This window comes from Pedobacter alluvionis (genome assembly GCF_003664035.1).
Classification (GTDB): domain Bacteria; phylum Bacteroidota; class Bacteroidia; order Sphingobacteriales; family Sphingobacteriaceae; genus Pedobacter; species Pedobacter alluvionis.
In genome coordinates this window covers 394,974-419,332 of sequence record NZ_RCCK01000014.1, presented here as the reverse complement: position 1 = coordinate 419,332, position 24,359 = coordinate 394,974, and the positions used below count along the sequence as shown (strand labels likewise).

Annotated in this window: 19 protein-coding genes; 10 read left to right on the top strand and 9 right to left on the bottom strand. The window is 39.3% G+C overall.

Going from position 1 to position 24,359, the window contains the following annotated elements:
- Positions 1-4: 4 nt before the first annotated feature.
- Positions 5-454, bottom strand: a complete 450-nt coding sequence (locus tag BCL90_RS21185) for a protein-disulfide reductase DsbD domain-containing protein (RefSeq protein ID WP_121286959.1) — start codon at positions 452-454, stop codon at positions 5-7.
- A 24-nt stretch (positions 455-478) separates the two neighbouring features.
- The gene (locus BCL90_RS21180; protein WP_121286957.1) at positions 479-1,525 is read right to left on the bottom strand and encodes a PLP-dependent cysteine synthase family protein; all 1,047 of its coding nucleotides are present in this window, start codon (positions 1,523-1,525) and stop codon (positions 479-481) included.
- 196 nt (positions 1,526-1,721) lie between these two features.
- Here BCL90_RS21180 and BCL90_RS21175 point away from each other — a divergent pair, with 196 nt between their 5' ends.
- On the top strand, positions 1,722-2,189 hold the full coding sequence (locus tag BCL90_RS21175) for an Lrp/AsnC family transcriptional regulator (protein ID WP_121286955.1): 468 nt from the start codon (positions 1,722-1,724) through the stop codon (positions 2,187-2,189).
- A gap of 223 nt (positions 2,190-2,412) precedes the next feature.
- Here the strand turns inward: BCL90_RS21175 and BCL90_RS21170 are convergent, their stop codons facing one another.
- From BCL90_RS21170 to BCL90_RS21145, 6 genes are all read right to left on the bottom strand, one after another.
- The gene (locus tag BCL90_RS21170) at positions 2,413-3,774 is read right to left on the bottom strand and encodes a DUF3526 domain-containing protein (protein WP_166792241.1); all 1,362 of its coding nucleotides are present in this window, start codon (positions 3,772-3,774) and stop codon (positions 2,413-2,415) included.
- Positions 3,775-3,779: 5 nt separating this feature from the next.
- The gene (locus BCL90_RS21165; protein WP_121286951.1) at positions 3,780-5,228 is read right to left on the bottom strand and encodes an ABC transporter permease; all 1,449 of its coding nucleotides are present in this window, start codon (positions 5,226-5,228) and stop codon (positions 3,780-3,782) included.
- Positions 5,228-7,735 carry a TonB-dependent receptor gene (locus tag BCL90_RS21160; RefSeq protein ID WP_121286949.1) on the bottom strand — a complete coding sequence of 836 codons (2,508 nt, stop codon included), beginning with the start codon at positions 7,733-7,735 and terminating at the stop codon, positions 5,228-5,230. Before BCL90_RS21160 ends, BCL90_RS21165 begins: the two co-directional genes overlap by 1 nt.
- A 13-nt stretch (positions 7,736-7,748) precedes the next feature.
- Positions 7,749-8,444 (bottom strand): ABC transporter ATP-binding protein, encoded by a 696-nt coding sequence (locus BCL90_RS21155; protein ID WP_121286947.1) that lies wholly within the window; start codon positions 8,442-8,444, stop codon positions 7,749-7,751.
- A gap of 88 nt (positions 8,445-8,532) precedes the next feature.
- Positions 8,533-8,892: a hypothetical protein gene (locus tag BCL90_RS21150; protein ID WP_121286945.1), complete on the bottom strand. Its 360-nt coding sequence runs from the start codon at positions 8,890-8,892 to the stop codon at positions 8,533-8,535.
- Positions 8,893-9,615: 723 nt separating this feature from the next.
- Positions 9,616-10,086, bottom strand: coding sequence for a GNAT family N-acetyltransferase (locus BCL90_RS21145; protein WP_244214199.1), 471 nt, complete (start codon positions 10,084-10,086; stop codon positions 9,616-9,618).
- 84 nt (positions 10,087-10,170) lie between these two features.
- Between BCL90_RS21145 and BCL90_RS21140 the strand changes: the two genes are divergently transcribed.
- From BCL90_RS21140 to BCL90_RS21125, 4 genes are all read left to right on the top strand, one after another.
- Positions 10,171-11,775 (top strand): tetratricopeptide repeat protein, encoded by a 1,605-nt coding sequence (locus BCL90_RS21140; RefSeq protein ID WP_121286941.1) that lies wholly within the window; start codon positions 10,171-10,173, stop codon positions 11,773-11,775.
- 260 nt (positions 11,776-12,035) lie between these two features.
- Entirely contained in the window at positions 12,036-14,813 is a 2,778-nt protein-coding gene (locus BCL90_RS21135) for a TonB-dependent receptor (protein WP_121286939.1), read from the top strand.
- 22 nt (positions 14,814-14,835) lie between these two features.
- Positions 14,836-16,095: a right-handed parallel beta-helix repeat-containing protein gene (locus tag BCL90_RS21130; RefSeq protein WP_121286937.1), complete on the top strand. Its 1,260-nt coding sequence runs from the start codon at positions 14,836-14,838 to the stop codon at positions 16,093-16,095.
- 1 nt (position 16,096) lies between these two features.
- On the top strand, positions 16,097-17,173 hold the full coding sequence (locus tag BCL90_RS21125) for a phytase (RefSeq protein WP_121286936.1): 1,077 nt from the start codon (positions 16,097-16,099) through the stop codon (positions 17,171-17,173).
- A 634-nt stretch (positions 17,174-17,807) separates the two neighbouring features.
- Here the strand turns inward: BCL90_RS21125 and BCL90_RS21115 are convergent.
- A complete protein-coding gene (locus BCL90_RS21115; protein WP_121286932.1) occupies positions 17,808-18,704 on the bottom strand; it encodes an AraC family transcriptional regulator in 897 nt (298 codons plus the stop codon).
- Positions 18,705-19,246: 542 nt separating this feature from the next.
- Between BCL90_RS21115 and spt the strand changes: the two genes are divergently transcribed.
- The 5 genes from spt to BCL90_RS21090 are packed head-to-tail and all read left to right on the top strand — an operon-like array spanning position 19,247 to position 24,357.
- Positions 19,247-20,452: a serine palmitoyltransferase gene (gene spt / locus BCL90_RS21110; RefSeq protein ID WP_121286930.1), complete on the top strand. Its 1,206-nt coding sequence runs from the start codon at positions 19,247-19,249 to the stop codon at positions 20,450-20,452.
- A complete protein-coding gene (locus tag BCL90_RS21105; protein WP_121286928.1) occupies positions 20,449-21,570 on the top strand; it encodes a hypothetical protein in 1,122 nt (373 codons plus the stop codon). Before spt ends, BCL90_RS21105 begins: the two co-directional genes overlap by 4 nt.
- Positions 21,567-22,556 (top strand): NAD-dependent epimerase/dehydratase family protein, encoded by a 990-nt coding sequence (locus tag BCL90_RS21100; protein WP_121286926.1) that lies wholly within the window; start codon positions 21,567-21,569, stop codon positions 22,554-22,556. Before BCL90_RS21105 ends, BCL90_RS21100 begins: the two co-directional genes overlap by 4 nt.
- A gap of 20 nt (positions 22,557-22,576) precedes the next feature.
- Entirely contained in the window at positions 22,577-23,902 is a 1,326-nt protein-coding gene (locus BCL90_RS21095) for an inositol-3-phosphate synthase (protein ID WP_121286924.1), read from the top strand.
- The gene (locus tag BCL90_RS21090; RefSeq protein WP_244095113.1) at positions 23,902-24,357 is read left to right on the top strand and encodes a phosphatidylglycerophosphatase A family protein; all 456 of its coding nucleotides are present in this window, start codon (positions 23,902-23,904) and stop codon (positions 24,355-24,357) included. Before BCL90_RS21095 ends, BCL90_RS21090 begins: the two co-directional genes overlap by 1 nt.
- Positions 24,358-24,359: the final 2 nt, after the last annotated feature.

Genomic DNA, 24,359 nt, shown 5'->3' with positions numbered 1-24,359 from the left:
GCTATTATTTTACAGGAATACTAAATTCGACCTGCTCTGGCGGTAAACATTGCTTATCATCGCATACCATAAACTCTACATTGCCTTTAATGGTTGCGGTTTTACCTTTTAGCTTCACTTTTTGTTGAAAAACTACCGACTTTTCGAAGTAGCTTACATCCATTTTAAAAGTAGATTCGAACTTGGTTATTGCTTTTGGTTCGATTGTTTTTCCAACCAGGGTATAAGCGCCGGATGCAGGAAAAGTAAAGGTTGTTTTAACAGGACCTCCGTCTTTAACAAATTGTGAATAAAGGTGCCAGCCCTGATCTACCGAAGCTTTGATGAAAACAGTAGCTGTATTTGGACCTGTTTTTTTTGCGGCATAACTCCAGGTTACGGGTTTTAAAATTTGGCTATATGCACTAAGGCTAATCAGGCATACAGTACAGAACAAAAAGATGATTTTTTTCATGTTGTGGTTTATTGGTTATGTTGATTAATGTAATCTGCTAAAGGCCTGGTAATCCAGAAAATCTACTTCAGGGGTAATATACCCTGTTTTAACTGGTTCCAACTTCATCAGATCGGTACTTAAATATTTTTTGTTGCTATCGGAAAAGATGGTCACTACGCAGCTGTCAATTCCCATTTTTTGTTGTTGTTTGATAGCACCTATCACATTGGCTCCTGATGATATGCCTACCGCTAAACCAAGTTTCTCAGCTAGTTTTTGTGCCATTAGTATGGCATCGCCATCATTTACCTGTATCACTTCATCCAGTTCGCTCAGTTTAACAATTTCTGGAATGAACTCATCAGAAATGCCCTGGATTCTGTGGCTGCCTACTTTATAACCCGTAGTTAAAGTAGGTGATTCTGCAGGTTCAAGTGGGTGTACTTTAATATCAGCGTTTTGCTTTCTTAAAAAATTACCTACGCCCATGATGGTTCCTCCGGTGCCTACTCCGGCAACAAAAGCATCGGGTGATAGATTTTTCAATTTTAATTGGCCCCAGATTTCCTTACCTGTGGTATGTTCGTGTGCTTCTGGATTGGCAATATTTTCGAACTGTTTTGGTAAAAAGATATCCGGATTGTTTTCGGCCATCTCTTCTGCAAGTTTAATGCTACCAATAAACCCACCTTCTTCCTTGCTCACCAGAATAATTTCAGCACCTAAACTTTTAATAATATCCATGCGCTCTTTGCTCAACCAGTTGGGCATTATGATGGTTACCGGATGACCTAAAGCTTTGCCTATTGCTGCAAATGCAATCCCGGTGTTACCGCTCGTAGCCTCAACTATACGGTCTCCGGCTTTGATTTTGCCTTCAGCATAAGCTTTTTTCAGGGTGTAAAGCGCCATCCTATCCTTAATACTGCCTGTCAGGTTATAATGCTCACATTTAACATAAATTTTACCTATACTTCCCTGGTAAGTATAAGTAAGCTCCAGCATTGGTGTGTTACCAACCAGAAGCGATAAATGTTCAAATTTCCCTATATTGGAAGCTGTCATTTCATTTGCTGTTAATGTTCTCATGGCTATTTTTTTTAATCAATTACAGAAAGCTTTTCAGTAATTTAATTTCGGTAAAATTCATTATTATTCTTATTTGTGTCAATACAAGTTGTTTTTTACGGAAATTTTCTGTTTTTTTTGACTAATATTGATTTTTATTTCAGTTTAAGCTGAGTTTTTTAATGTCCATTATATTTTTTTTCATTCATAGGCATACATGATACACGGAGATTTAGATCAGGTTGATATCGAAATATTAAAATTGCTGCAGCATGATGCCGCCCTGACTCATAAAGAGATATCGTTAAAGCTGCATAAATCTATAGCAACCATACACGAACGTATAAGGAGATTAAAGGAACAAGGTTACATTAAAAGAATTGTGGCAATTCTCGATCGGAAAAAAATAAACAGAAACCTGATTGCTTTCTCTCATGTATTACTGAAAGAGCATACTGCTAAAACCCTGATCGAATTCGAAACCGAAGTTTCTAAATTTGGCGAAGTAATGGAATGCCTTCAAATGACTGGGGCTCACGATTTTATTCTCCGTATTGCAACTAAAGATATGGATGCCTATCACGAATTTTTACGGAATAAACTAGCAACACTCCCCAATATTACAACCGTGCAGAGCTATTTTGTACTTTCAGAGCCAAAAAGTGAAACCGCTTATCCGCTGTAAGGGAGGTTCATTGGTCATTAGTTAGTTGGCCATTTGTCATTGGTTGAAGGAAATCTGATACCTTAGAGTCAATTGATTAGCTAGTAGAATTTGAGGTTGCGGATGTCCGCGATAAAACGTCATTGCGAGGAGGAACGACGAAGCAATCTTTCATGCTAGCAATACTTGCTATAAAGATTGCTTCGTCGGCTGAAAAAGCCTTCTCGCAATGACGACCATTCTGTTAATTATTGAACCTTTTTAAATTTAAGGCCGTGGCGCCAATAATCATTATGGTTAGTAGTGAAACCGAAAGCATGTTAATCCAGATATACGGAATCTCTTGCGGATTATATTTTTCCAGTTTATAATTTTTAATGTCTGTATTATCAACTGATTGATTAAGAAAAATTGCCGGATAAAAATGTAAGCGGATCTGCTCGTGATATTTTCTGACCGCCTGTTGAAAGCCGAGATGTGTATCCAGATCAGATCCTGCCATTTTATTTACCCCAAGTTGAGTTTGTATGGTAGGAAAGAAAAATGCAAAGATATTGGTGAAATATTGCCTGCTGGCGAGTTTCTTTTCGATAGCAAACCTGCTTGTTGCTGCCTGGTCATCGCCCATTTGCTGCATGGCATAATACCAGTACCAGCTAAAGGTTTTCTGCTCAGGAAAAGGATATTTCTTCAATTGGGGGTAATGTTCAAAAAAAGGTTTCATGGTTACGTCTTTAGCCATATCCCACTTTTCATGATAGCCTTCGCGTTGGTTGATCACATTTTGCAAAGCTTCAGGTACCGGGTATTTCCAGGTAAGGAAAAGATTGAAAGATGCAGGAATTACGATGCAGAGTAGTACCCAGACTGCTATCAGCGCCGATGCATTAAAATTAGAAGATTTACCTAGAGAGATGAAGAAAAATGAAATGGCAAACCAAAAAGTCAGATAAAGTAAAATGAGTACGGTAACCGACAAGAAAGTGAAATCTTGGGGGAGTTCTAAATAAAGCATCGCTATAAATAATAGCAACAGCGCAACAGTAAAAATTACCACTAGCCTGACTAAAAATTTTTGCCAGATTACCTGAAATGATTGATTGGTTTGTGCTCTTAAGAGCGACCAAATGCCGCTTTCCTTTTGCTCTGAAAGAAGATTGTAGGTAAAGGCAATAATAACCAGTGGGAATAAAAAGATATAAACGAAACTAAGATCCATATTGCCCAAAAGCAGGCTAACAGGGTTATTAATATCTGTATCATAAAGTTGGCCTTCTAAACCCAACATGGTTACCGAAATTAAATAAGGATTGATATCTCGCTGCCCATTGGCAAAAGCAGCCCAGTTGTTCGGTGCGTTGGCCAGCGTAAACTTATTATGGAAAAAAAACAGGCCAATATCTTTGCCAAAGTGATTAATATTATTGATGGTGTTTTTCTTTTGTAGCAATGCTGCTTTTTCAATTACAGCCTTTTGCCTGGCGACGAAGGTTTTGCCGAAATACAGGCCAGCAAAGCCTGTTATCAGGAGCACAACGATCCCAATCCATGAGGAACTACTTCTAAAAAACAATTTAAATTCAAGGTTATATCTACTTTTTTTCATGTTTATTACGATATCGTTTTGATCCATTTGGTTGAATATTGAAGCAACATAACCGCAACCAATAACCAGAAGGTTAGGGCGCTTAGTGCTAATAACTCATTCGACAAAACAGTACCTAGTTTTTTGAAATGGTAATTGAAATCGGGTTGTTCGGCCCAGTTTGCCTTGCTGATGGCTAAAGGTTTTTCTTCTTCTCCAGGTGCAATATTGCTAATCTTTTCAATTTGCAGCTTATTCATCTTTTGAGCAAGTTGATAGCGATAGGTCTCTGCCTGATGCTGAAAATCGACGAAGGTATTAAAATCGGATGCGGTTAAGGCCATCGAAATATGTTTCAGCAATAAATAAGGGTTTAAGAAACCCGAAATGGTAGTAATGCTGTTCTGTTTTTCGAAAATATGGTTCAGCTCATTTTGGTGCTGACTATAAATTTTTGAGGTAATTTTTTCGCCTTCGGCCATAATATAACCGCCATAGTTAAAAGGGAGTTTTTTTACATCATCCACCGTGTAAGCTTTAAGCAGTGAATCTTTAATGGCCGCGTAATGTGGGTCATTGGGATCGTGGCTATCGCCTTGCCGATGAACATCAGCTGCAATGGCATCGGCAAATTCTATTTTAGAAGGCGAAGGATGGATCTTTACACCAACCGCCTGAGTAATACGGGGCATAATGACCATGAAAAATATCCAGCAGGCCAATAAGGTAATTAAGGCTGATTTAGAACTGCGCGCAAAGGCCGAAACCAAAACGGTAATGGCCGAAATAATGAAAAAATAAATGGCATAAGACAAAACCAGGAGTAACAGGCGTAAGGCTGAATCCATACTAATTTGCCAGTGACTTAAAGATGCCCATAACAAGATGGTGAGCAATATAAGTGGGATAAATATGGAGAGGCAAACGCCAATAATACCTATAGTTTTGCCCCAAAGGAGTTGTTTCCAGCTTACATCCTGGCACAACAGGATTTTTAATGTCCCTGATTCGCGTTCTGCCGATATGCTGTTATAACCCAAAAAGAAAATGAGCAGGGGTACCAACAGTTGTAATACCATGGCTACACTGATTTCGCCAAAGCTTAACATGCCGTTCGTAAAACCTGCTTCACTAAAATTGACGGTGTTCTGTTTATGTGCCTCTAAAAAAATCGATACCCCGGCGAAACTTTCTATGCCAAAATCGAAGAAACTGAGTTCATGTTTTTCGCGAAAGGCGAGGTAGCCATAGTGCGCCATCCTGTGAGGATGTTTATCTGGTTTGGCTAACCATTGTGCCCTTACCAGCTCCTTATAATGGAGCCGTTGATTATTTTGCGTTTTAAAGTTTTGCCAGCCAACATAAGTGGCCAAACAGAGCGATAAACCCAATAAAAGGGTTAAGGCTAAGGTGGCGCTATTGTTAAAGGCGGCTTTAAAAGTTTGTTTCGCAATAGTGCTTATTCTAGCTGACATTATATTCTATAAGTTACGTTAAACATTACATTTCTTGGTGTGCCAGGGAAAAGGCGTAGGTAGTTTTGTGCCCCAACCCAATAGGTTTTATTTAAAATGTTGTTCATGTTTATGGCCAACTGTACTTTAGAACCTGCAGGAGAATAATAAACTGCGGCATCAACAAGGGTATAGGCCGGAAGTGTAAAATCTCTGATGTATAATGGAAGTTTAGTACCACTATATTGTAAGCCTGTGCCAAAACCAATACCTTTCAGCTGTTGCGTTTCAAAATTATAACGCGTCCATAAGCTGGCACTGTGTTTTGGTGTGTTCTGCACACGCTGACCGATTAAAGCCGGGTTTAAATCATCCTTAATAATGGCATCTACATAACTATAACCTGCATTAAACTGCCAGTTTTGTCTGATGAAACCTGAAGCTTCGAATTCGAAACCACGGCTGCGTTGTGCGCCACGTTCAATTAAGCGGTTTACATCTAAAGGATCGTTTGCATTCATCAATAGGTTTTTCTGGTTAATTTCGAAAACCGAAACATTTACCATCAGGTTTTTATTCAGCCATTCAGATTTCGCACCAATTTCCTTCAAATCACTTTCTAATGGTTTAAAATTGGAACCTGCAGGCGGCGGAACAATTACCAGAGTTGAAGTATTGCCCTGCGGTTGGTAACCTTGCAAATAAGTTCCATAAAGATTAATGTTCGTGGTTACCGCATAGGTTATCCCAACTCTTGGCAAGAGTTTATGTTGATAAATTTTCTTCTGGGTCGCCAGTTCATAATTGCTGTAATCTTCGTACCATTCCTGTCTCAGGCCCAGGGTTAAGGCAAGCTTGTCATATTTGATCTGATCCTGAAAATAAACGGCATTAACTAAATTGTAGGCCGGTGGTATTTCAGTTTTGGTAAAAATATAATCGCTTAAATTTTTAATCGTATAACTTGGGTTGGCTAGGTTAAAATGCTCTACGTTGGGCACAGGTGCATTTACGCCGTTTACCACTTTAAATAAATAGAGATCTTTTTTTGTGGGATCGTACCTTGCTGCAATGGTTCCGTCTTTTAACCGGTAACCCTGTGCAGAATTTTCACCACCGCCACGCAGTTTCTGGGTATTAATCCGATCGTAGCCGATTACCAGTTTATGGTTTAAGCTAAACGTATTGGCATTTATACTGAAATAGGTGCTTAGATTATCGGTACGCCACTTTTGCTGACGCTGAACTGCCCGCATGGCCGCAAGGGTAGGGATAGGTTGATTGTTTTCATCAACACCAAAAGCATTGGTGGTTCGATGTTCCAGAAGATCTTCGTTCCAGTTTTGCTTCATATAAGCCACATTGAAAACAATATCCTGGTTAAAACGATGAGAAAAATTGGTCATCAGCATTAAATCCTGACTGTTAAAACGGTCGTTGCTGGCACCCATATTGAAACTGATTGGTGTGCTTTTTAAATCGGTTTGCCTGGCGATGGCGCCAAAAATAGCTTGTCCACGGTCTAATCTCGAATTGCTGTTGTTCATTACAACCTCTACATTTAAACTGGTTCGGTCATTTGGGATGTATGAAAATGAAGGAGCAATAATATAACCCTTTCTATATTGCAGGTCTCTGAAACTTTTGCTGTCTTCATAGCCGAGGTTGAGCCGGTAAAGCAGTGTTTTATCCGAATTTAACGGACCAGTAAAATCTAATGCTCCGCGTACTGTACTAAAACTTCCGGCCGAGATGCTGATTTCCTTGCGGTCTTCAGTCAGTGGTTTTTTAGTAACCAGATTAATACTTCCCCCTGGGTCTACACTCGAAAACGTGGCACTTGCAGGGCCTTTTATTACTTCGATCCGTTCGAGGTTATTTGTTAACGGTTGGTTAAAATAATATTGATGGGTACGCATGCCATTAATAATAGCACCTTCTTCATTCTGATTAATTCCTCTGATAGAGAATTGATTATAATAACTGCTTTGCGATACTCCTGTTACATTTTTAACAGCATCAGCCAGTACAGCTGCCTGCCTGTCGGCAATCAGTTCTTTTGAGACCGAAGAAATAGCCTGAGGAATGTCTTTGTTCAAAGTGGCCGTTTTTGTAGCTGAGAAGGAATAATTGCCGTAATATTTTTTGCCGTTGGTACCTACTACTTCAACAGTTTGTAGTTCTTCATTTGAAGTTTGCAATACAATGGCATCAAGATTTAAATCGCCTGTCTGATTGATAGGGTAAATCTGATTAAAGCTGCTATAACCAATGGCACTAACGGTGACAGCATAATTTGCAGTTTTAGGTAAGATAAGCGAGAAATTTCCTAACGAATCGCTAATTGCATTTAACTGATCTTTGCCATTTTTAAATTTAATCGTGGCTTTATGGACGCCTTGATCCTGGGCATTAATCACCTTTCCGCTTACCTTAATTTGGGCATTGGCCTGCAGGTTAAATAAATTGAGTAAAAAAAGCAAACAAATTGTAACGACACCAGGAAGGGCCTTATATTTTGGGTACATGAAATGGATTTTTTTAGATGGTTTGTAAGTATAATTCCTGAAGGTCGGTTGCATTAATTTCGCTGGCTTTAAGGGTATGGATCAGTTCGCCCTGTTTCATGATGCCAATGTGAGAACCCACATTTACCGCGTTAAAAATGTCGTGCGTAGCCATTAGGATGGATTTACCTTCGGCAGCCAATTGTTTAACCAATTGTGTAAACTCTGCTGTTGCTTTTGGATCTAAGCCACTGGTGGGCTCGTCCATTAAAATGATTTTTGCATTTTTAGCCAGGGCAATTGCAATACCTACCTTTTGGCGCATCCCCTTGCTAAAACCAGATAGCTGTTTGTGTTGAGCAGATTCTTGTAGGCCACATTGGTTTAAAAAACCGATCAGGCTTTTGGTGCCATAATCAAAACCTGCCAGTTTCGAAAAGTAATCAAGATTTTCAATGGCCGACAAGTTACCGTAAAGCATCACCACTTCAGGGATATAAGCCAGGTGTTTGCGGCGCTCGCTATCATGTGCGTCCAACTCCTTACCGTCAATTAAAATTTTACCGGCACTTGGTTCAATAAAACCGAGAAATAAATTAATGGTCGTTGTTTTTCCAGCACCATTTTGGCCTAAGAGGCAAAATACCTCGCCAGGGTTAACTGTTAAGTTAAGTTGATTCAGGGCTTGGTAAGCCCCGTAATTTTTAGATAATGAAATCGCTTGAAGCATAAAATATAAGAGTATAGCGCATGCCGGCACAGCTGCACATTAAACAAAATGAATTTGTCTGATAAATAAAAAAAACTGGTTTTAATGATTAGGCCAATAAACCTGGCGGCCCTTTATTTGCGTAAGATAGGATATAAGCAACTGTGTGCTTGATCAAATAAGCGCAAGGTTTAACACCTGGTTTATTTAGTGGTAAAAGCAATGCAAAGGGTGCTGGCAGATAGAAAAAGTGCGATTGGTGTTTTAGCACCTCACAGAGTTTGCATTTTAACTTTGCCGAGCCAAGTTGCGTATTGTATTTTGAATGAGAATTATGATGTGTTATTTCTTTCGCTCCGTGGTGGTGCAGGCTTTCTAACAACATTGCATTAAGAAATACCGCCAATACCAATAGCGCCCATATACGGGTAAAAATTTCGCGGCGATATTTGTACGTTGAATGTTTCAATGCAACAAAGTTACATTTAAAAAATTAAAATCAAACCTTTTGTTAGGCTTGGTTTTGAATCTGATGATTATTTGTGGTGTCTGATGTTTCCATCTGACACGGAAAAAATGTTTGATATTCAGGGTTAAAGTAGTTATAAAATGTTAGGCTTAATCATTTTTTTAGGAAAGCAATACCCGGTGGTGCTTCGGTTAAATCAGTTCTGCCCTCTGCTTAATGTCATTAAGTTAAGCCCGCAGCGCACAGGTAGGCATATTTAACCACAGATAAAAAGGATGCACACAGATATAAAAATCCGTGTTTATCTTTGTACATCTGTGGTTAAAAAAACTTATCTGTGGTGTCTGATGTTTCCATCTGACACGGAAAAAATGTTTGGTATTAGGGTTAAAGCAGTTATAAAATGTTAGGCTTAATCATTTTATTTTTAGGAAAGCAATACCCGGTGGTGCTTCGGTTAAATCAGTTCTGCCCTCTGCTTAATGTCATTAAGTTAAGCCCGCAGCGCGCAGGTAGGCATATTTAACCACAGATAAAAAGGATGCACACAGATATAAAAATCCGTGTTTATCTGTGTACATCTGTGGTTAAAAAAACTTATCTGTGGTGTCGGATGTTTCCATCTGACATGAAAACAGTTAATACAGGATAAAAATTAAGCCTTTCATTATATTCATCTAATTTAACGGCAAGGTTTAAGATAATTTTCTCATTCGTATAAAACTATTGTTTACGTTCTATACTGAAAGCGCGGTCTTCTTTATTGAAACCCACTTTAGGATAATAATCAAAAGCAGTAGGAACCGATAAGAGAATGAGCATGCACTGCGGACCAATTTTTTCTCGTGTTATCGAAATCATTTCCTTGCCAATTCCCGAATTTTTTAAATCTGTAAATACTGCAAGGTCTGACAGATAAGCACACCAGGCCCAATCAGTAATGGTTCTACAAATGCCCACAAGTTTTTCTTCTTGCCATGCAGTAACCAATACATCGGCATTTTTTAGCATCAATGTTATTCTTTCAGGTTCAGTAGGGCGTTTAAGGCCCGCCTTGCTGAATAAAGTAATCACCTCTTCTGCCTGAGGGATAATATCTAACTTATAGGTAATATTCATATCCTCTAAATTACAAAATATACTTATAGAGGATAATAAAAACGACATCAGAAATATATATGTGATATTGATCATTACTGGTTAATTCTTCAACTTAACCTTAAGTTAACATGGGTGCTCTTTCTTTGTCCGGAATTGCCTGATATAATTGCTTTTAACATGATCAAAACCATTTGTGTCCTTGTATTTTTTCTATTCTTCATTTCGAATACTTATGCCTGGGGCGACAGATTCGAATCGATTATTGCGCTGAATCAAAAAGATCCGACTGCAGCCCTGGCTCAATTAAAAAAAATATATGCTAAAGCCATCGACGATAATGATGAACTTTTGGAGGGTAAATGTTTGCAGCAAATGGGCAAGGTTTGTTATACACAGGGGCATTTCAGTCAATCGTTAGAGTTCTTTTTAAAAGCTGATAAAATATTCAACAATGCCAATCAATCGCTTTTATTGGCCGCTAACCTTAACGATGCTGGCGTACTCTACTATTATATGAAGCAGAAAGATAAAGCCATGAATAGCTATAACAAAGCCATTGGTATTTATAAAAAATCGAATAATTTAACCGGTCAGGCAACCGTTTTGGGCAATATTGGACAGCTATATGAAAAAAGGCAATTGTACGACAGTGCGTTTTACTATCAAAAATTGGCTTTAAAAATCAACGAACAGGTTAACGATAAAAGCGGAGCAGCAAAAATACACGAAAATCTGGGCAGTATATATGAAGACCTGGAGCGTTACGATTCTGCTTATGTGCATTTTAAACAGTCGTTAAATCTCTACCAGGAAGATCATAATAATTTGGGAAGTATTGAGGTAATTAATAATCTCGGCGATATCCTGCGTAAAACCGGCCGTTATAAAGAAAGCATTGTGCAAACCGAAACAGCCTTGAAACTGGCCCAAAAGATGGGGAATATTTACCAGTTGAGTTCCTGCTGCAGAGATTTGGGCAAGGCATACGAACTGTTGAACAACATGGACAGCGCCTACCACTATGTAAAACTTGGTTATAAGCACACCATTGATCTGTATTCGGAAGATGGTGCCCGGCAGGTGGCCTTTTTGCAGGTGCTTTACGATATCAATAAAAAATCGGAGGAGATTAATAAACTGAAAAACGACCGGAAGGTGAACAGGATTATTGCTTTTTCTGCCACAATCGTAGTGATATTGTTGGTTGTTTTAGGTTTTGTTATTTTCAGCAGACAACGTTTAAAATTAAGAGATCAACAGATGCTGGCGAGGCAGAAGGCGATAGAACACGATATGACCAGTCTCGAGCTTAAAAATCTTCAGCTCGAAGAACAAAATCTGAAACAATTGCTGGAGGTTAAAAGCAGGGAACTATCTACCCACACGTTAAATCTGATTAAGCATAACCAATTTTTAGAAAATCTCAGAAGTACCTTACAAGCGATGGTGAAAGAGGATAAACGGGATCAGAAAAAACAGATGAACCAGATTCTCGCCGAGATTAATCAGAGTTTTAACCACGAACGCAACTGGAAAGAATTTACGCTGGCTTTCGAACAGGTGCACCATCAGTTTCTCGAAAGCTTAAAAAAATATAGCCACGAGCTTACCTCAGCCGATATGCGCTTAATTGCACTGTTAAAAATGAACCTCGATTCAGCTGATATTGCAACCTTGCTCGGTATATCTACCGATAGCTTAAGGGTATCAAGATATAGGCTAAGGAAAAAGCTGAATCTGGCACAAGGCGATAATTTATCAGCATTTATCCAGGCATTATAACCGTTACATCAGCTGTAATATTAGTACCTGTTTTTTGATTTTAAAGGCTTAACAATTTGTTAATGTAACGGTAATGAAAGCATAACGGCGCTTTTATGATTGGCTAGTTTATTGATAATCATTGTTTTGTGATTTTGTGTTGCCTTTTGATATATGCTTGTTGTAACGCTGTTGCCTTTATGTAACCTCAATAATTTCTTTGTGTAAAATGGTGTATACACCTTTGCCCAGTCGATAATAAAAAGACATGACCAAACACAATGAATAAACTATTACAAATTCTGTTTTTACTTCTTTTTTGTGCAGGCACAGCAAATGCCACAAAACTGAAAGGCCACGTTTACGATAAGCAAACTGGAGAAGCCATTGTAGGTGCAACAGTGGTTTTAGAAAACCCAAGGCGCGTAACGAATACCGGATTAGATGGGACCTTCGAATTTAAGGATGTAAAAGCAGGTGCTGCTAAAATTAGTGTAAGCTACATTACTTACAAAACCATTGAGAAGACCTTAGTGGTATTGAAAGAGGATAACGATCACTTAAAGTTCTACATGGAGAGCGATTCGAAAAGCCTTGACGATATCACCATTAAGTCAAATGCCGTGAGTTCTACCGATCAGGGGGCAAGACGTTTAGAAAAAAATGCCCCTCAGCTAATGAATATCGTTTCAGGGAGGGCAATTGAAATTTCACCAGATTTAACGGTAGCCAATGTAATGCAGCGCATTTCGGGGGTGTCTATTGAGCGCAATAGCAACGGCGATGGACAGTACGCCATATTAAGGGGAATGGATAAACGCTATAATTATACTTTGGTAAATGGCGTTAAAATCCCAAGTCCTGATAATAAATACCGTTATGTTCCGCTTGATCTTTTCCCTGCTGATTTACTCGACCGTTTAGAGGTGTACAAAACACTTACGCCAAATTTAGAGGGCGATGCCATTGGCGGTGCGATTAATATGGTGATGAAGAATGCACCCGGCCAGTTGCAGGTAAATGCCAACGTTTCTACCGGTTATAGCCAATTGTTTTTCGATCGTAAGTTTACCAGTTACAATGCTTCAGATATTAATTATAAATCTCCTTACGAAGTAAACGGAAAAAACTATAGTGCTACACAGAACGATTTTAGCAAGGGTACACTCGATTATAAGTATAAAAACCCTGCACCTAATTTAATCGGAAGTTTATCTTTAAGTAAACGCTTTTTAGATAACAAATTAGGCGTAGTGTTAGCAGGAAGTTATCAAAATACCTACCGTGGAAGTAATAGCACTTTCTACAACAATTCGGTTGTTGGTACAGATGCTTATGCTACAATTACCAGTAAAAGTTACCGTGAGTTTTCTGAACAACAGCAGCGTACCGGGTTGCACGGGAAAATTGATTATGTTTTTAACAAAGACCATCAGATTAGTTTTTACAATGTGTACGTTAATCTGAAAAACCAACAGGTTAGAGATGCCGTAACCACAACTTATAACAAGGATTATGATCCTATAGCAGGAAACGCACAGTTGGTTTTTGATACCCGTAGCCGTTTAACGGAGCAGCAGATTTACAATTCTACGCTGCATGGCGACCATAAATTTTTTGATGATAAATTTAAGGTGCAATGGTCGGCTGTTTATTCTTCTGCCAAAAATGATGTGCCGGAAAATACCAGTATCAGTTTGAATGGATTGGAGCAGAATTTTCAACGCAAACGTACCAGTTTAGTCAATACCAATCCGGTTACGCGCAGATGGGAACGCAATACCGACGAGGACTTAGCTGGTTATCTTGATTTGACTTACCGTGTTTTATCAGGAGACCATAAGCTTGATATTATGGCAGGAGGTTTATACCGCGATAAACAAAGGAGCAGCTTCTTTAATAATTACAATTTGGCTCAGGGAGCAGATCATGCAAATGATATTTATGGTGTAAATTTCCAAAATTATACCGACCTGAATCTGGTAGTAAGCAATCCAACAGGTGCAGTAGCCAATTCCCTTACCTACGATGCAACTGAGCAAACTACTTCCGGTTATGGAATGTTTAAATATACTTCAGCTAAGTTAGAAGTAATTGGTGGTGCAAGAGTAGAACATACCAATCAGGGTTATAATCTTCTTTTTCCGGCAGGAGAATCTTTTCCAAAAGGAAACCAGATTTATACCGATGTATTACCGAGTTTAACTGCAAAATATTTTTTAACTGAAAAAGCTCAGTTGCATGCTTCTTACTACAAAGCACTTAATCGCCCTGGTTTTTACGAAATTGTACCCGGAAAAGTTGTAAATGAAGAATTCCAAGAACGTGGTAATCCTAACCTGCAACGTGCACTGGCTGATAATTTTGATTTAAGGTACGAGCTTTTTCCTGGCGCTTCAGAACAATTATTGGTTGGTGCATTCTACAAAAGGATAAAAAATCCAATTGAATATACTTTTCAAGCCGATGCCGTTCGCGGTCAGGATATTTATTATAGTCCAGGGAACTTTGGTACAGCCAATAACTATGGAGCAGAGGTAGATTACATCAAATATTTTAGTAAAGTAGGTGTAAAGGCCAATTATACCTACACCCATTCTCGCATTAACACCACCAAAACCACCAGGGTTATTAATAGCACTACCGGAGATACCGAGCCTGCCAATGTAAACCAGGAACGTCCGCTTTATGGTCAGTCTGCACATATTGCCAACCTGTCTTTATTATTTAAAGACACCAAAAAAGGCTGGGATGCTCAGGTTGCCGGTGCCTATACGGGACCACGCATCAACACCGTTTCACAATTCTTAAATAACGATTTGTGGCAGGAAGGATTTGTTCAAGTGGATGCATCTGCAGAGAAACGTTTTAAAGGTGGGATCAGTGTTTTTGTAAAAGCCAATAACATCTTAAATACACCAACAAAACTATTTATAAAAGGTACAAACCCGGCAAATAACGATATCAAAGAAGATTTGGTTAAAAATGGAAATACCTTGATCAGAAGCGATTATTATGGCCAGAATTATCTTGTTGGCTTTAGGTATAAATTCAATTAATAGCATTTAAAGAAATAAAGACATGAAATCAAACCAGATTTTTAAATTACTAATCCTTGTTGTGCTGGCCTTAGCAGGATGTAAAAAAGCCAATATAGATGTTGATACTACAGCTGTTGATGGCTCGGCAATTGGAGAGGTTTCCGGGGTTTGGGCAAAAGGCAGTACGCAGGTAATTAAAGGCGATATTGTAATCCCGGAAGGTAAAACACTAACGATTGAAGAGGGCGTAACGGTGCTGATGGATACGGTTGCGAAACCAGAAATTATTATAAAAGGTAATCTGTATGCACTTGGAACTGCAGAAAATCCGATCAGATTTACGGTAAATGAATTCTATAAAACCTCATCAAAAAAATTCGGAAAGCTTTGGGGAGGTATTTTGGCCGGCCAAACATGTGAGGAACTGGTGCTTGATCACGTAATTCTCGAATATGCAGGATCAACTACTTCAGATGCTTCAACATCGGTTAAAATGGGGCTTTATAAAGCAAGGGCCGGAGAAAACTTACCCGCGCTCTGGTTTGCCAATGCTAATGGTAAATTAGTGGTTCAAAATAGCATCTTCAGAAACCTCCAGGAAGATTGTACTTACATTGATGGTGGAAAGATTATTTTTGCCAATAATGTGTTTTATACCACTGGCGTAACAGGAGGAGAAGCCATGAACTTTAAATCGGGCTGTTTGGCAGATGTGGCCTATAACCTGGTTTATAGCACCAATACCAATGCCTTAAAATTATCTAACACTGGAGATAAAACACCACAAGCCTATATTATTGCCTATAACAATACCATGGTGAATACGGGCTGGAGAAGGCCAACGGCCAAAGGCGGATCAATCTGGCTGGAGAGCACAGTACGTGCCGATCTGTATAATAACCTTTTCGCCAATACCCGTTTTGGTGTGAAAAGAGACCCGAAAAAACCTGAAGATAGCCGTTCTGCTTATAGCAATAACTGGTATTATGGTTTCGATCAGGCGACTGTAAATCAATTTCAGCCAACTGGTGATATTGTGGGCGGTAAAAACGATGTGATTAGCAATGTTGCCGGAGCTAATGATCCTAAATTTGTGAACTATCCTTTAAACACAGCAGTTACCAATGCCGATTTTAATACCGCATGGGATTTTCACCTGCAAGGCAACTCACCGGCTTTGGGTAAAGGCACCACTAACTTTATCCGCCATTACCAGGCCGGAATTACAATGAAAAATGGTATCACCTATAGCTCACCTTCACCATCAACATTTGTTGGTGCATACGGAACTAAGATATAAAATGAAGCATAATATATTAAAACTTGCCGCTTTTGCGGTTCTAAGCCTGACCATTTCTTGTAATGGAGGCGCGCAAAACGGAAATAGTACAGCCGTAAAACCTTTATATGTATCTGATCCTGTTGGTTTTGATACCGATGATCCTGCCATCTGGGTAAACCCGAAAGATCCTGCACAGTCGTTGGTGATCGGTACCGATAAAGATAGCAGCGGAGGCTTGTATGTTTTCGATCTGAAAGGTAAAATCATCAAATCAAAAACCATAAAAGGCTTAAAGCGACCTAACAACGTTGATATTGCCTATGGTTTACAGTTAGCTGGGAAAAAGACAGATATTGCGGTTACAACAGAACGTTACACGCATAAACTGCGGATATTTTCTCTTCCCGATATGAAAGCAATCGACAATGGCGGAATTCCGGTTTTTGTAGGTGAAACAGGAGCAGAGTACCGCGATTTGATGGGGATTTCGATGTATACCGATCCAAGCGGAAAAATTTATGCAATTGTTGGTCGTAAAACCGGACCTAAAAATGGAGGTTATCTTTGGCAATATTTGTTAACTGATGATGGAAAAGGCAATGTTAAAGCAGACTTGGTGCGAAAATTCGGCTTGTATAGTGGCAAAAAAGAAATTGAAGCCATTGCCGTTGATAACGAACTTGGGTATGTTTATTATTGCGATGAGCAGGTAGGGGTACGCAAGTACTATGCAGACCCCGCCAAAGGAAATAAAGAATTGGCGCTATTCGGACAAGGCGATTTTGCTGTTGATAATGAGGGAATAGCTATTTATAAAACTTCAGGAAATAAAGGATATATCCTGGTATCCGATCAGGGCGCCAGGCAATTAAAAGTGTACGATAGGGTAGCTAAAGCCAATACTGCTCAGCCCCACCCGCTGTTAACCACAGTTAAATATTCGGCTAATCAAACAGATGGCATTGATGTGGTTTCCGTTCCTTTGAATAGCGATTTTAAACACGGCTTGCTGGTGGCGATGAGCGATGATAAAACCTTTCATTTTTATAGGTGGGAAGATATAGCTGGTAAAAAATTAACTAGTGCACATCCATAAGATAAATATTTTATTTTTTTTGGAAAGCAATTGCAGGAGCATTTGGGTGGGTTCAGTCCCGCTCCCGCTTCTGCCAATTTGAAGGAAATTGGCATTTCGCTTCGATCGGGTTTAGGTGGCATGAATAGTGCTGCTGTTATGGGTGAAATAAACCCGGCCGGAAATGCTATTCCCGATTGCGGTCGTCACGCTGAACCGGAGCTATCGGGTTTATTTCAGGGTCTTTGTAGCAAAAAAAGATGAGTCTGTTTCCTATAAGTATGGAATTGTCATCTTGATGGATAATTTATTTTATAAAAATCCATATAAATGGACAGATGGATAAAGAAAGTGAATGGTCTCGAAGTATCGTCATTTCGACCGCAGTGGAGAAATCTTTTAAATTTGATTTCAATAACTTGGTACAAAGATCTCTCCACTTAGCGTTGCTCCGGTCGAGATGACGACCACTCTATTAGAGTCCAGTGGAATTGCAATTCCACAGACCTTTTAAATGTCTTACAAGGCGTTTGATGCTTCGACAAACTCAGCACAGGCTGGGCTCAACGTGACAAATTCGAAGTGAAATGCAAATATGATACAGTCTTATGACGGCTCCTTCAAGAAATTATTGTATTAGTGTGATGAGATCGGTCTAAACAGCGATATTATTCGACATTTTGTACTCAGAAGGCGTAATTCCCGTCTGTTTTTTAAAATACTTGCCAAAAAAAGAGGAGTTGCTAAAGCGCAATTCCATGGCTACCTCTGAAATATTCATTACATGGCTGGTTAACAGCAATTTGGCTTCCCTGATTACCATTTCATCAATAATTTCTCCAGCAGTCCTGTCTGTAACCTGTTTCACCACCTGCGATAAATGCCTTGGTGTAATACGCAAACAATTGGCATAATAAATTACACGCTTTTCCTTTTTAAAGTTTTCCGAGACCAGCGATAAAAACCGGTTGGTTAATTCCGTGCGACTGTTATGTACTAATGGTTTAGAATCTTTCTGTTTGTTTTTAAGGAGGAAAATATCATAAAGAAGTTCCAAAAAGCTGTTGTGTACAATATTTTTGATCTGTGGCGTATCTTTTGAAACATTAAGTTTCTTGTGGAGTGCCAGCATATCGTAATAGATAAAGGTATATTCCTCTTTCGATAATGAAAATTTATGTGATTGAACATCTTTCGACATCCGGTATGTTTCGCCATTGTTAAAAAATATGCCCTTATTTTTAAGGTAGCTCTTATTAAAATGGATACTGATAAACGAAACACTGCTATTATCTGCAATTTCATAAACAGAATGTGGCAAAACCAGTAAAATATCCCTGTGGTTGAGCACATAATCTTCAAAATTGATCTTAATATTTAGCTTGCCTTTAGTAATGAGGATTAGGGCGTAACTCGATACACGGAAAGGCTCCGAACTGCAATAATTCGGATCGCTACTGTGGTGTATTTTTGCCATCAGGCCATCGTTCAAAGAAAGTGCTTCCTCATGGTTTTTTTCTGAAAAAGTTTTATTGAGTAACTCTTGTTGCATAAAATCGTTCAGCGTTTTTTAATAATTTCTTAACAGATTCCATCTTCTTTCGCACAACAATTTCAGCCACCCTATTTCGGATAGTTTTTCGCCCTTTATCTGTCGGATTTTGTTGTGGCAAATGTAATGTTCGTAATGAATTTTCAAAGAATATTTTTTTAAAATGACTAATTTCTGATTGATTTTAGTGGTTTTGATTAAGAATTTTGCGTATTTTAATCGGTTTAATTACAGGTATTTATATCGTATTTAGGAGGTTTTTACCTGTTTTTTAACCTTTTTACTATTTTATAATAAAAGTCAGAATGTCAATTGGTCAATTCATCTGAATGTCACATTTCGTCGATCCTACTTTTTGACCAATATATCCTACATTTGAACCTTTTTTTGGCTTCATTTCCGCGTTAAAATTGTGTTATCAAATCGTTTGGTTAATGCGGTCTTAATCTACCTGGTTGATTTCAATCTCTACAAGTAGCATTCAAGTTGCTGGCTAAACTTTCAGAACAGGGTTTAAAAACTGAAGAATATAAGTGTTCAGCATGCGTAAAAAATTACAAGATAGAATTGCCTCTTTTAAGGATGCGGCGGTGATAAAAGAAAAGGGATTATATCCTTATTTCAGGTCGATAGAATCTGCCCAGGACACAGAGGTAGTGATCAATGGAAAAAAGGTATTGATGTTTGGTTCAAATTCCTATTTGGGCCTCACCAATCATTCCCAAATAAAAGAAGCCGCAAAAGCCGCCATCGAAAAATATGGTACAGGTTGTGCTGGTTCGCGGTTTTTAAATGGTTCGCTCGATATTCACCTCGAATTGGAAAACCGTTTGGCCGAGTATGTAGGCAAAGAAGCTGCGGTGCTTTTTAGCACTGGTTTTCAGGTGAATTTAGGGGTAATATCCTGTTTGTTAGATCGTAATGATTACCTCTTGCTTGATGAGTATGATCATGCTTCTATCATTGATGGTAGCCGTTTGGCCTTTGCCCGTACCATTAAGTACGCGCATAATGATATGCAGGATCTTCGCCGCAAATTGAGCAGATTACCTGAAGATGCCGCCAAACTGATTGTTTCTGATGGTATTTTCAGTATGGAAGGCGATTTAGTTAATCTTCCTGAAATGGTAGAAATTGCCAATGAATTCGGTGCCAACATCATGATGGATGATGCACATAGCCTCGGGGTAATTGGCTTTAATGGATCGGGAACGGCATCACACTTCAATCTTACAGAGGATGTAGACCTGATTATGGGTACTTTTAGCAAATCGCTTGCCTCTCTTGGTGGTTTTATTGCGGGCAGTACCGAGACTATCGAATATATCAAACACCGTGCGCGCTCGTTGATGTTCAGTGCCAGTATGCCGCCATCAGCCGTGGCAAGTGTGATTGCTGCATTGAATATCATCGAATCGGAACCTGAACGGATTGATAAACTTTGGGCCAATACAGAATATGCGAAGAAACTTTTACTCAATGCAGGTTTCGATATTGGGCACAGCAACAGTCCGATTATACCCATTTACATCCGCGATAACACCAAAACCTTTATGATCACCAATATCCTTCAGCAAAACGGGGTTTTTGTTAATCCGGTGGTTTCGCCAGCTGTGCCTTCCGATTCGTCTTTGATCAGATTTTCTTTAATGGCCACACATAGCTTCGAACAGATTGAATCGGCGATTGAGCAATTAAGTGCTGCTTTTAAGGCCGTTAACGTAGAATTAGTAGGAAGCCAATCATGAGAGAACTGGTAAAGGTTTCTGGTAAAAAAGCATTGGCGGCATTTGTAGATTTTCCGCACGAACTGTATGCAGGTGATGTAAACTACGTTCCTGAACTTTTTATTGCGCAGCGCGATCTGCTTACCCCTGGCAAACATCCTTTTTACGAACATTCCAAAATCCAGCTTTTTCTGCTTTATGATGAAGGCAGGGTAATTGGACGTATTGCAGCAATCAACAATACCAACCACAATAAAGTCTACGAATCTAAAGACGGTTTTTTTGGCTTTTTCGATTGTATCAATGATGCATCGGCAGCTAAACAGCTTTTTGAAGCAGCGCAGGAATGGTTAAAAGAAAAGGGATTGACCAAAGTTTTAGGCCCGGTTAATTTTTCTACTAACGAAGTATGTGGCTTGCTGATTGAGGGTTTTGATGGTCCGCCTGTAGCCATGATGCCATACAATGCCCAATATTACCTCCCACTTTTGGAGCAAATGGGTTTTCAAAAAAATGTTGATTTAAGGGCTTACAGGTATACTGCTGGCACTTACAGCGACCGATCGGTAAAGCTGATGGATAGGATAGAGGACCGTTTGAAACGGAACGATATCATTCTGCGTAAAATCAACATGAAGAAATTTAAGGAAGAATGTAATGCGGTAAGAGACGTATATAACAAAGCATGGGACAAAAACCTTGGTTTTGTACCGATGACGGATAAAGAATTCGATTATACGGCAAAAGACCTAAAAATGATCCTCGATCCTGAATTTTGCATCCTGGCCGAGCAGCATGGTAAAATTGTGGGTTTTGCACTGGCCATTCCCGACATCAACCAAATTCTGATCAAAATTAAACGTGGAAGGCTGTTTCCTACAGGTTTGATCAAACTTTTAGCGAATAAAAAGAAAATAGATGGTATCCGCATTTTACTGCTTGGTGTGGTTGATGGTTACCGCAAAATGGGCATCGAAGCCTGTTTATATGGCCGGATTATCAAACATTTCGAAGCTAAAAAAATGAAATATGCGGAGGCGAGCTGGACTTTGGATCATAACGACCTGATCAATAAACCGATAGAAGACATCGGCGGCAAACTGTACCGAAAATACAGGATTTTAGAGAAAGCGATATGAAAAAGCGGGTGTTGATTACCGGGGCAACAGGATTTGTAGGATACCACCTGATTAAATCTGCTTTAGACAATGGATTGGAAGTATATGCAAATGTGCGTCAAAAGGCTGCTGCAGTTCACCTTAAAGATTTTGAGATCAATTATGTGGATCTCGATTTTGAATCGATTTACCTGTTAAAAGAAAATATTGAAGAGAAAAAATACGATTATATCGTACATGCCGCTGCAGTAACTAAGGCAAAGAATTTAGGAGATTACAATAAGATCAACGCAATATATACCAGGAATTTAGCTGTAGCTGCTTCGAAATCAACACATGCGATAGAGAAATTTATATTTATCAGTAGTCTGGCGGCTCTGGGTCCGTTAAAGCAGAAAAACGATAAACTGACGGAAAAAAGTGCATCCAATCCGGTAACCCAGTATGGCATCAGTAAGGCGCTGGCTGAGACTTATCTGGCGCAAATTTCCAATCTGCCACTGATCATTTTCAGGCCTACAGCGGTTTATGGCCCACGGGAGAAAGACATTTTCATACTGATCAAAACCATTAAAGCTGGGCTGGAGCTTTACATCGGCAAGCAGGAACAGGAACTCAGTTTTGTATATGCTACTGATCTGGCCGATATCATCATTAAAGCGCTTGCTTCTGCAGTGGCGGGCAAGGCTTACAATATATCAGATGGGGCAGTGTACAACCGCTCATCGCTCGCTCATTATGTAAGTAAGGCTTTAGGTAAAAAAACGGTAAGGGTAAATGTACCTGTGCCGTTGATTAAAGGTTTGGCATGGTCGATGGAACATCTGTATGGCGTATTTAATAAAATACCTGCTTTAAATGTAGATAAAATAAAAGAACTCACGGCCCTTAACTGGGGCTGCGACATTAAAAATATTCAGAACGATTTTGGTTTTGTTCCCCGTTTCGGTTTGGAACAGGGACTAAACGAAACCATCAACTGGTACCGTAAAAACAATTGGTTATAAGATTTTAAATAAAAAACAGAATGAAACAACAAGTAAAAGCAGCTGAAGGTAAGCTGGGAATATTAATGCCAGGACTTGGCGCTGTAGCAACAACCATGATTGCAGGAGTTGCTGCAATTAAAAAAGGGATATCAAAACCGATTGGTTCGTTAACACAGATGGGCACCATCCGTTTGGGTAAAAGAACAGAAAAAAAAGAGCCAAAAATTAAAGATTTTGTGCCTTTAGCCAATCTGGAAGATTTAGTTTTCGGTGGCTGGGATGTGTACGAAGATAATGTTTACGAAGCCGCGTTAAACGCCCGTGTACTGGATGCAAACCTTTTGCGAGATGTACGTGAAGAATTGCAGGCCATTAAACCGATGCGTGCCGCTTTCGACAGAAACTATGTAAAAAACCTGGATGGTAAATATGTAAAAGACATCGATAACCGTTACGAACTGGCTTTAGCCGTAATGGAGGATATTAAAAACTTCAAAGCAGAAAATAATTGCGACCGTATTGTGCTGGTTTGGTGTGGTTCTACTGAAATCTATTTTGAAGCATCAGAAGTGCACGAATCGCTGGCTGCGTTTGAGCAAGGTTTAAGAGATAACGATTTACGCATTGCGCCAAGCATGATTTATGCCTATGCTGCATTAAAATTGGGCATTCCTTTCGCTAATGGTGCGCCAAATTTAACAGTAGATATCCCTGCATTAATCGAGCTGGCTAAAGAAACCAATACCCCAATTGCGGGTAAAGATTTTAAAACCGGTCAAACTTTGATGAAAACGATTTTGGCACCTGGTTTGGCGGCACGTTCGTTGGGCGTAAATGGTTGGTTTTCTGATAACATTTTAGGTAACCGCGATGGTTTGGTATTAGACGACCCTGATAACTTTAAAACCAAAGAAGTATCTAAACTGGGTGTGTTGGAAGATATTTTTAAACCAGAAGTTAACCCGGATTTATATGGCGATATGTACCACAAAATCAGAATCAACTATTATCCGCCTCACGGTGATAACAAAGAAAGCTGGGATAACATCGATATTTTCGGTTGGTTGGGTTACAAAATGCAGATCAAAATCAATTTCCTTTGCCGCGACTCAATTTTAGCTGCACCAATTGTGCTGGATCTTGCTTTGTTTATCGATCTGGCTAAACGCTCAAATATGTCGGGTATTCAGGAGTGGTTATCATTCTACTTAAAATCGCCACAAACTATTCCAGGTGTACCTGCAGAGAACGACATTTTTAAACAGTTAATGAAACTTCAGAACACCTTACGTTACATTATGGGCGAAGAATTGATCACCCATTTAGGTCAGGATTACGAAGAAGAACTGATAGAAACGGTATAGTGTTTATCCACAAAATTCTTTCAACGGCTCTGGGAATCGGGTATATCGGCAAGGGCGCAGGTACTTATGCTGCTATAGCAACCTGCATCTGCTGGCATCTTTTCCAGAGCCCTTATACCAACCCTTATTTATGGCCGATACTTTTCACTATGCTCATCGTGATGTTGGGGGTGATGAGTGCCGATCGGGTGGAAGAGATCTGGGGAAAAGACCATGGCAGGGTGGTGATTGATGAAGTAGCCGGAATGTGCATCACCCTGTTATTTGTGCCTTTAAAATGGCAGTATACCATTATTGGACTTGTTCTTTTTAGATTTTTTGATATCCTCAAGCCGCTTTACATCAGAAACCTTGAAGAATTGCCAGGTGGTTGGGGTGTAATGGCCGATGATGTGCTGGCCGGGATTTATGCAAATGTTATACTGCAACTGGTTGTTGTTTTAGCACTGTTTTAACC

Bases quoted from the DNA above. Each gene is read 5' to 3' on its own strand.
- BCL90_RS21165 (WP_121286951.1), bottom strand. From the start codon at position 5,228: ATGTCAGCTAGAATAAGCACTATTGCGAAACAAACTTTTAAAGCCGCC.
- BCL90_RS21115 (WP_121286932.1), bottom strand. From the start codon at position 18,704: ATGCAACAAGAGTTACTCAATAAAACTTTTTCAGAAAAAAACCATGAG.
- BCL90_RS21105 (WP_121286928.1), top strand. From the start codon at position 20,449: ATGAGAGAACTGGTAAAGGTTTCTGGTAAAAAAGCATTGGCGGCATTT.
- BCL90_RS21145 (WP_244214199.1), bottom strand. From the start codon at position 10,086: ATGATCAATATCACATATATATTTCTGATGTCGTTTTTATTATCCTCT.
- BCL90_RS21140 (WP_121286941.1), top strand. From the start codon at position 10,171: ATGATCAAAACCATTTGTGTCCTTGTATTTTTTCTATTCTTCATTTCG.
- BCL90_RS21125 (WP_121286936.1), top strand. From the start codon at position 16,097: ATGAAGCATAATATATTAAAACTTGCCGCTTTTGCGGTTCTAAGCCTG.
- BCL90_RS21095 (WP_121286924.1), top strand. From the start codon at position 22,577: ATGAAACAACAAGTAAAAGCAGCTGAAGGTAAGCTGGGAATATTAATG.
- BCL90_RS21175 (WP_121286955.1), top strand. From the start codon at position 1,722: ATGATACACGGAGATTTAGATCAGGTTGATATCGAAATATTAAAATTG.
- spt (WP_121286930.1), top strand. From the start codon at position 19,247: ATGCGTAAAAAATTACAAGATAGAATTGCCTCTTTTAAGGATGCGGCG.
- BCL90_RS21180 (WP_121286957.1), bottom strand. From the start codon at position 1,525: ATGAGAACATTAACAGCAAATGAAATGACAGCTTCCAATATAGGGAAA.
- BCL90_RS21160 (WP_121286949.1), bottom strand. From the start codon at position 7,735: ATGTACCCAAAATATAAGGCCCTTCCTGGTGTCGTTACAATTTGTTTG.
- BCL90_RS21100 (WP_121286926.1), top strand. From the start codon at position 21,567: ATGAAAAAGCGGGTGTTGATTACCGGGGCAACAGGATTTGTAGGATAC.
- BCL90_RS21185 (WP_121286959.1), bottom strand. From the start codon at position 454: ATGAAAAAAATCATCTTTTTGTTCTGTACTGTATGCCTGATTAGCCTT.
- BCL90_RS21135 (WP_121286939.1), top strand. From the start codon at position 12,036: ATGAATAAACTATTACAAATTCTGTTTTTACTTCTTTTTTGTGCAGGC.
- BCL90_RS21155 (WP_121286947.1), bottom strand. From the start codon at position 8,444: ATGCTTCAAGCGATTTCATTATCTAAAAATTACGGGGCTTACCAAGCC.
- BCL90_RS21130 (WP_121286937.1), top strand. From the start codon at position 14,836: ATGAAATCAAACCAGATTTTTAAATTACTAATCCTTGTTGTGCTGGCC.
- BCL90_RS21170 (WP_166792241.1), bottom strand. From the start codon at position 3,774: ATGAAAAAAAGTAGATATAACCTTGAATTTAAATTGTTTTTTAGAAGT.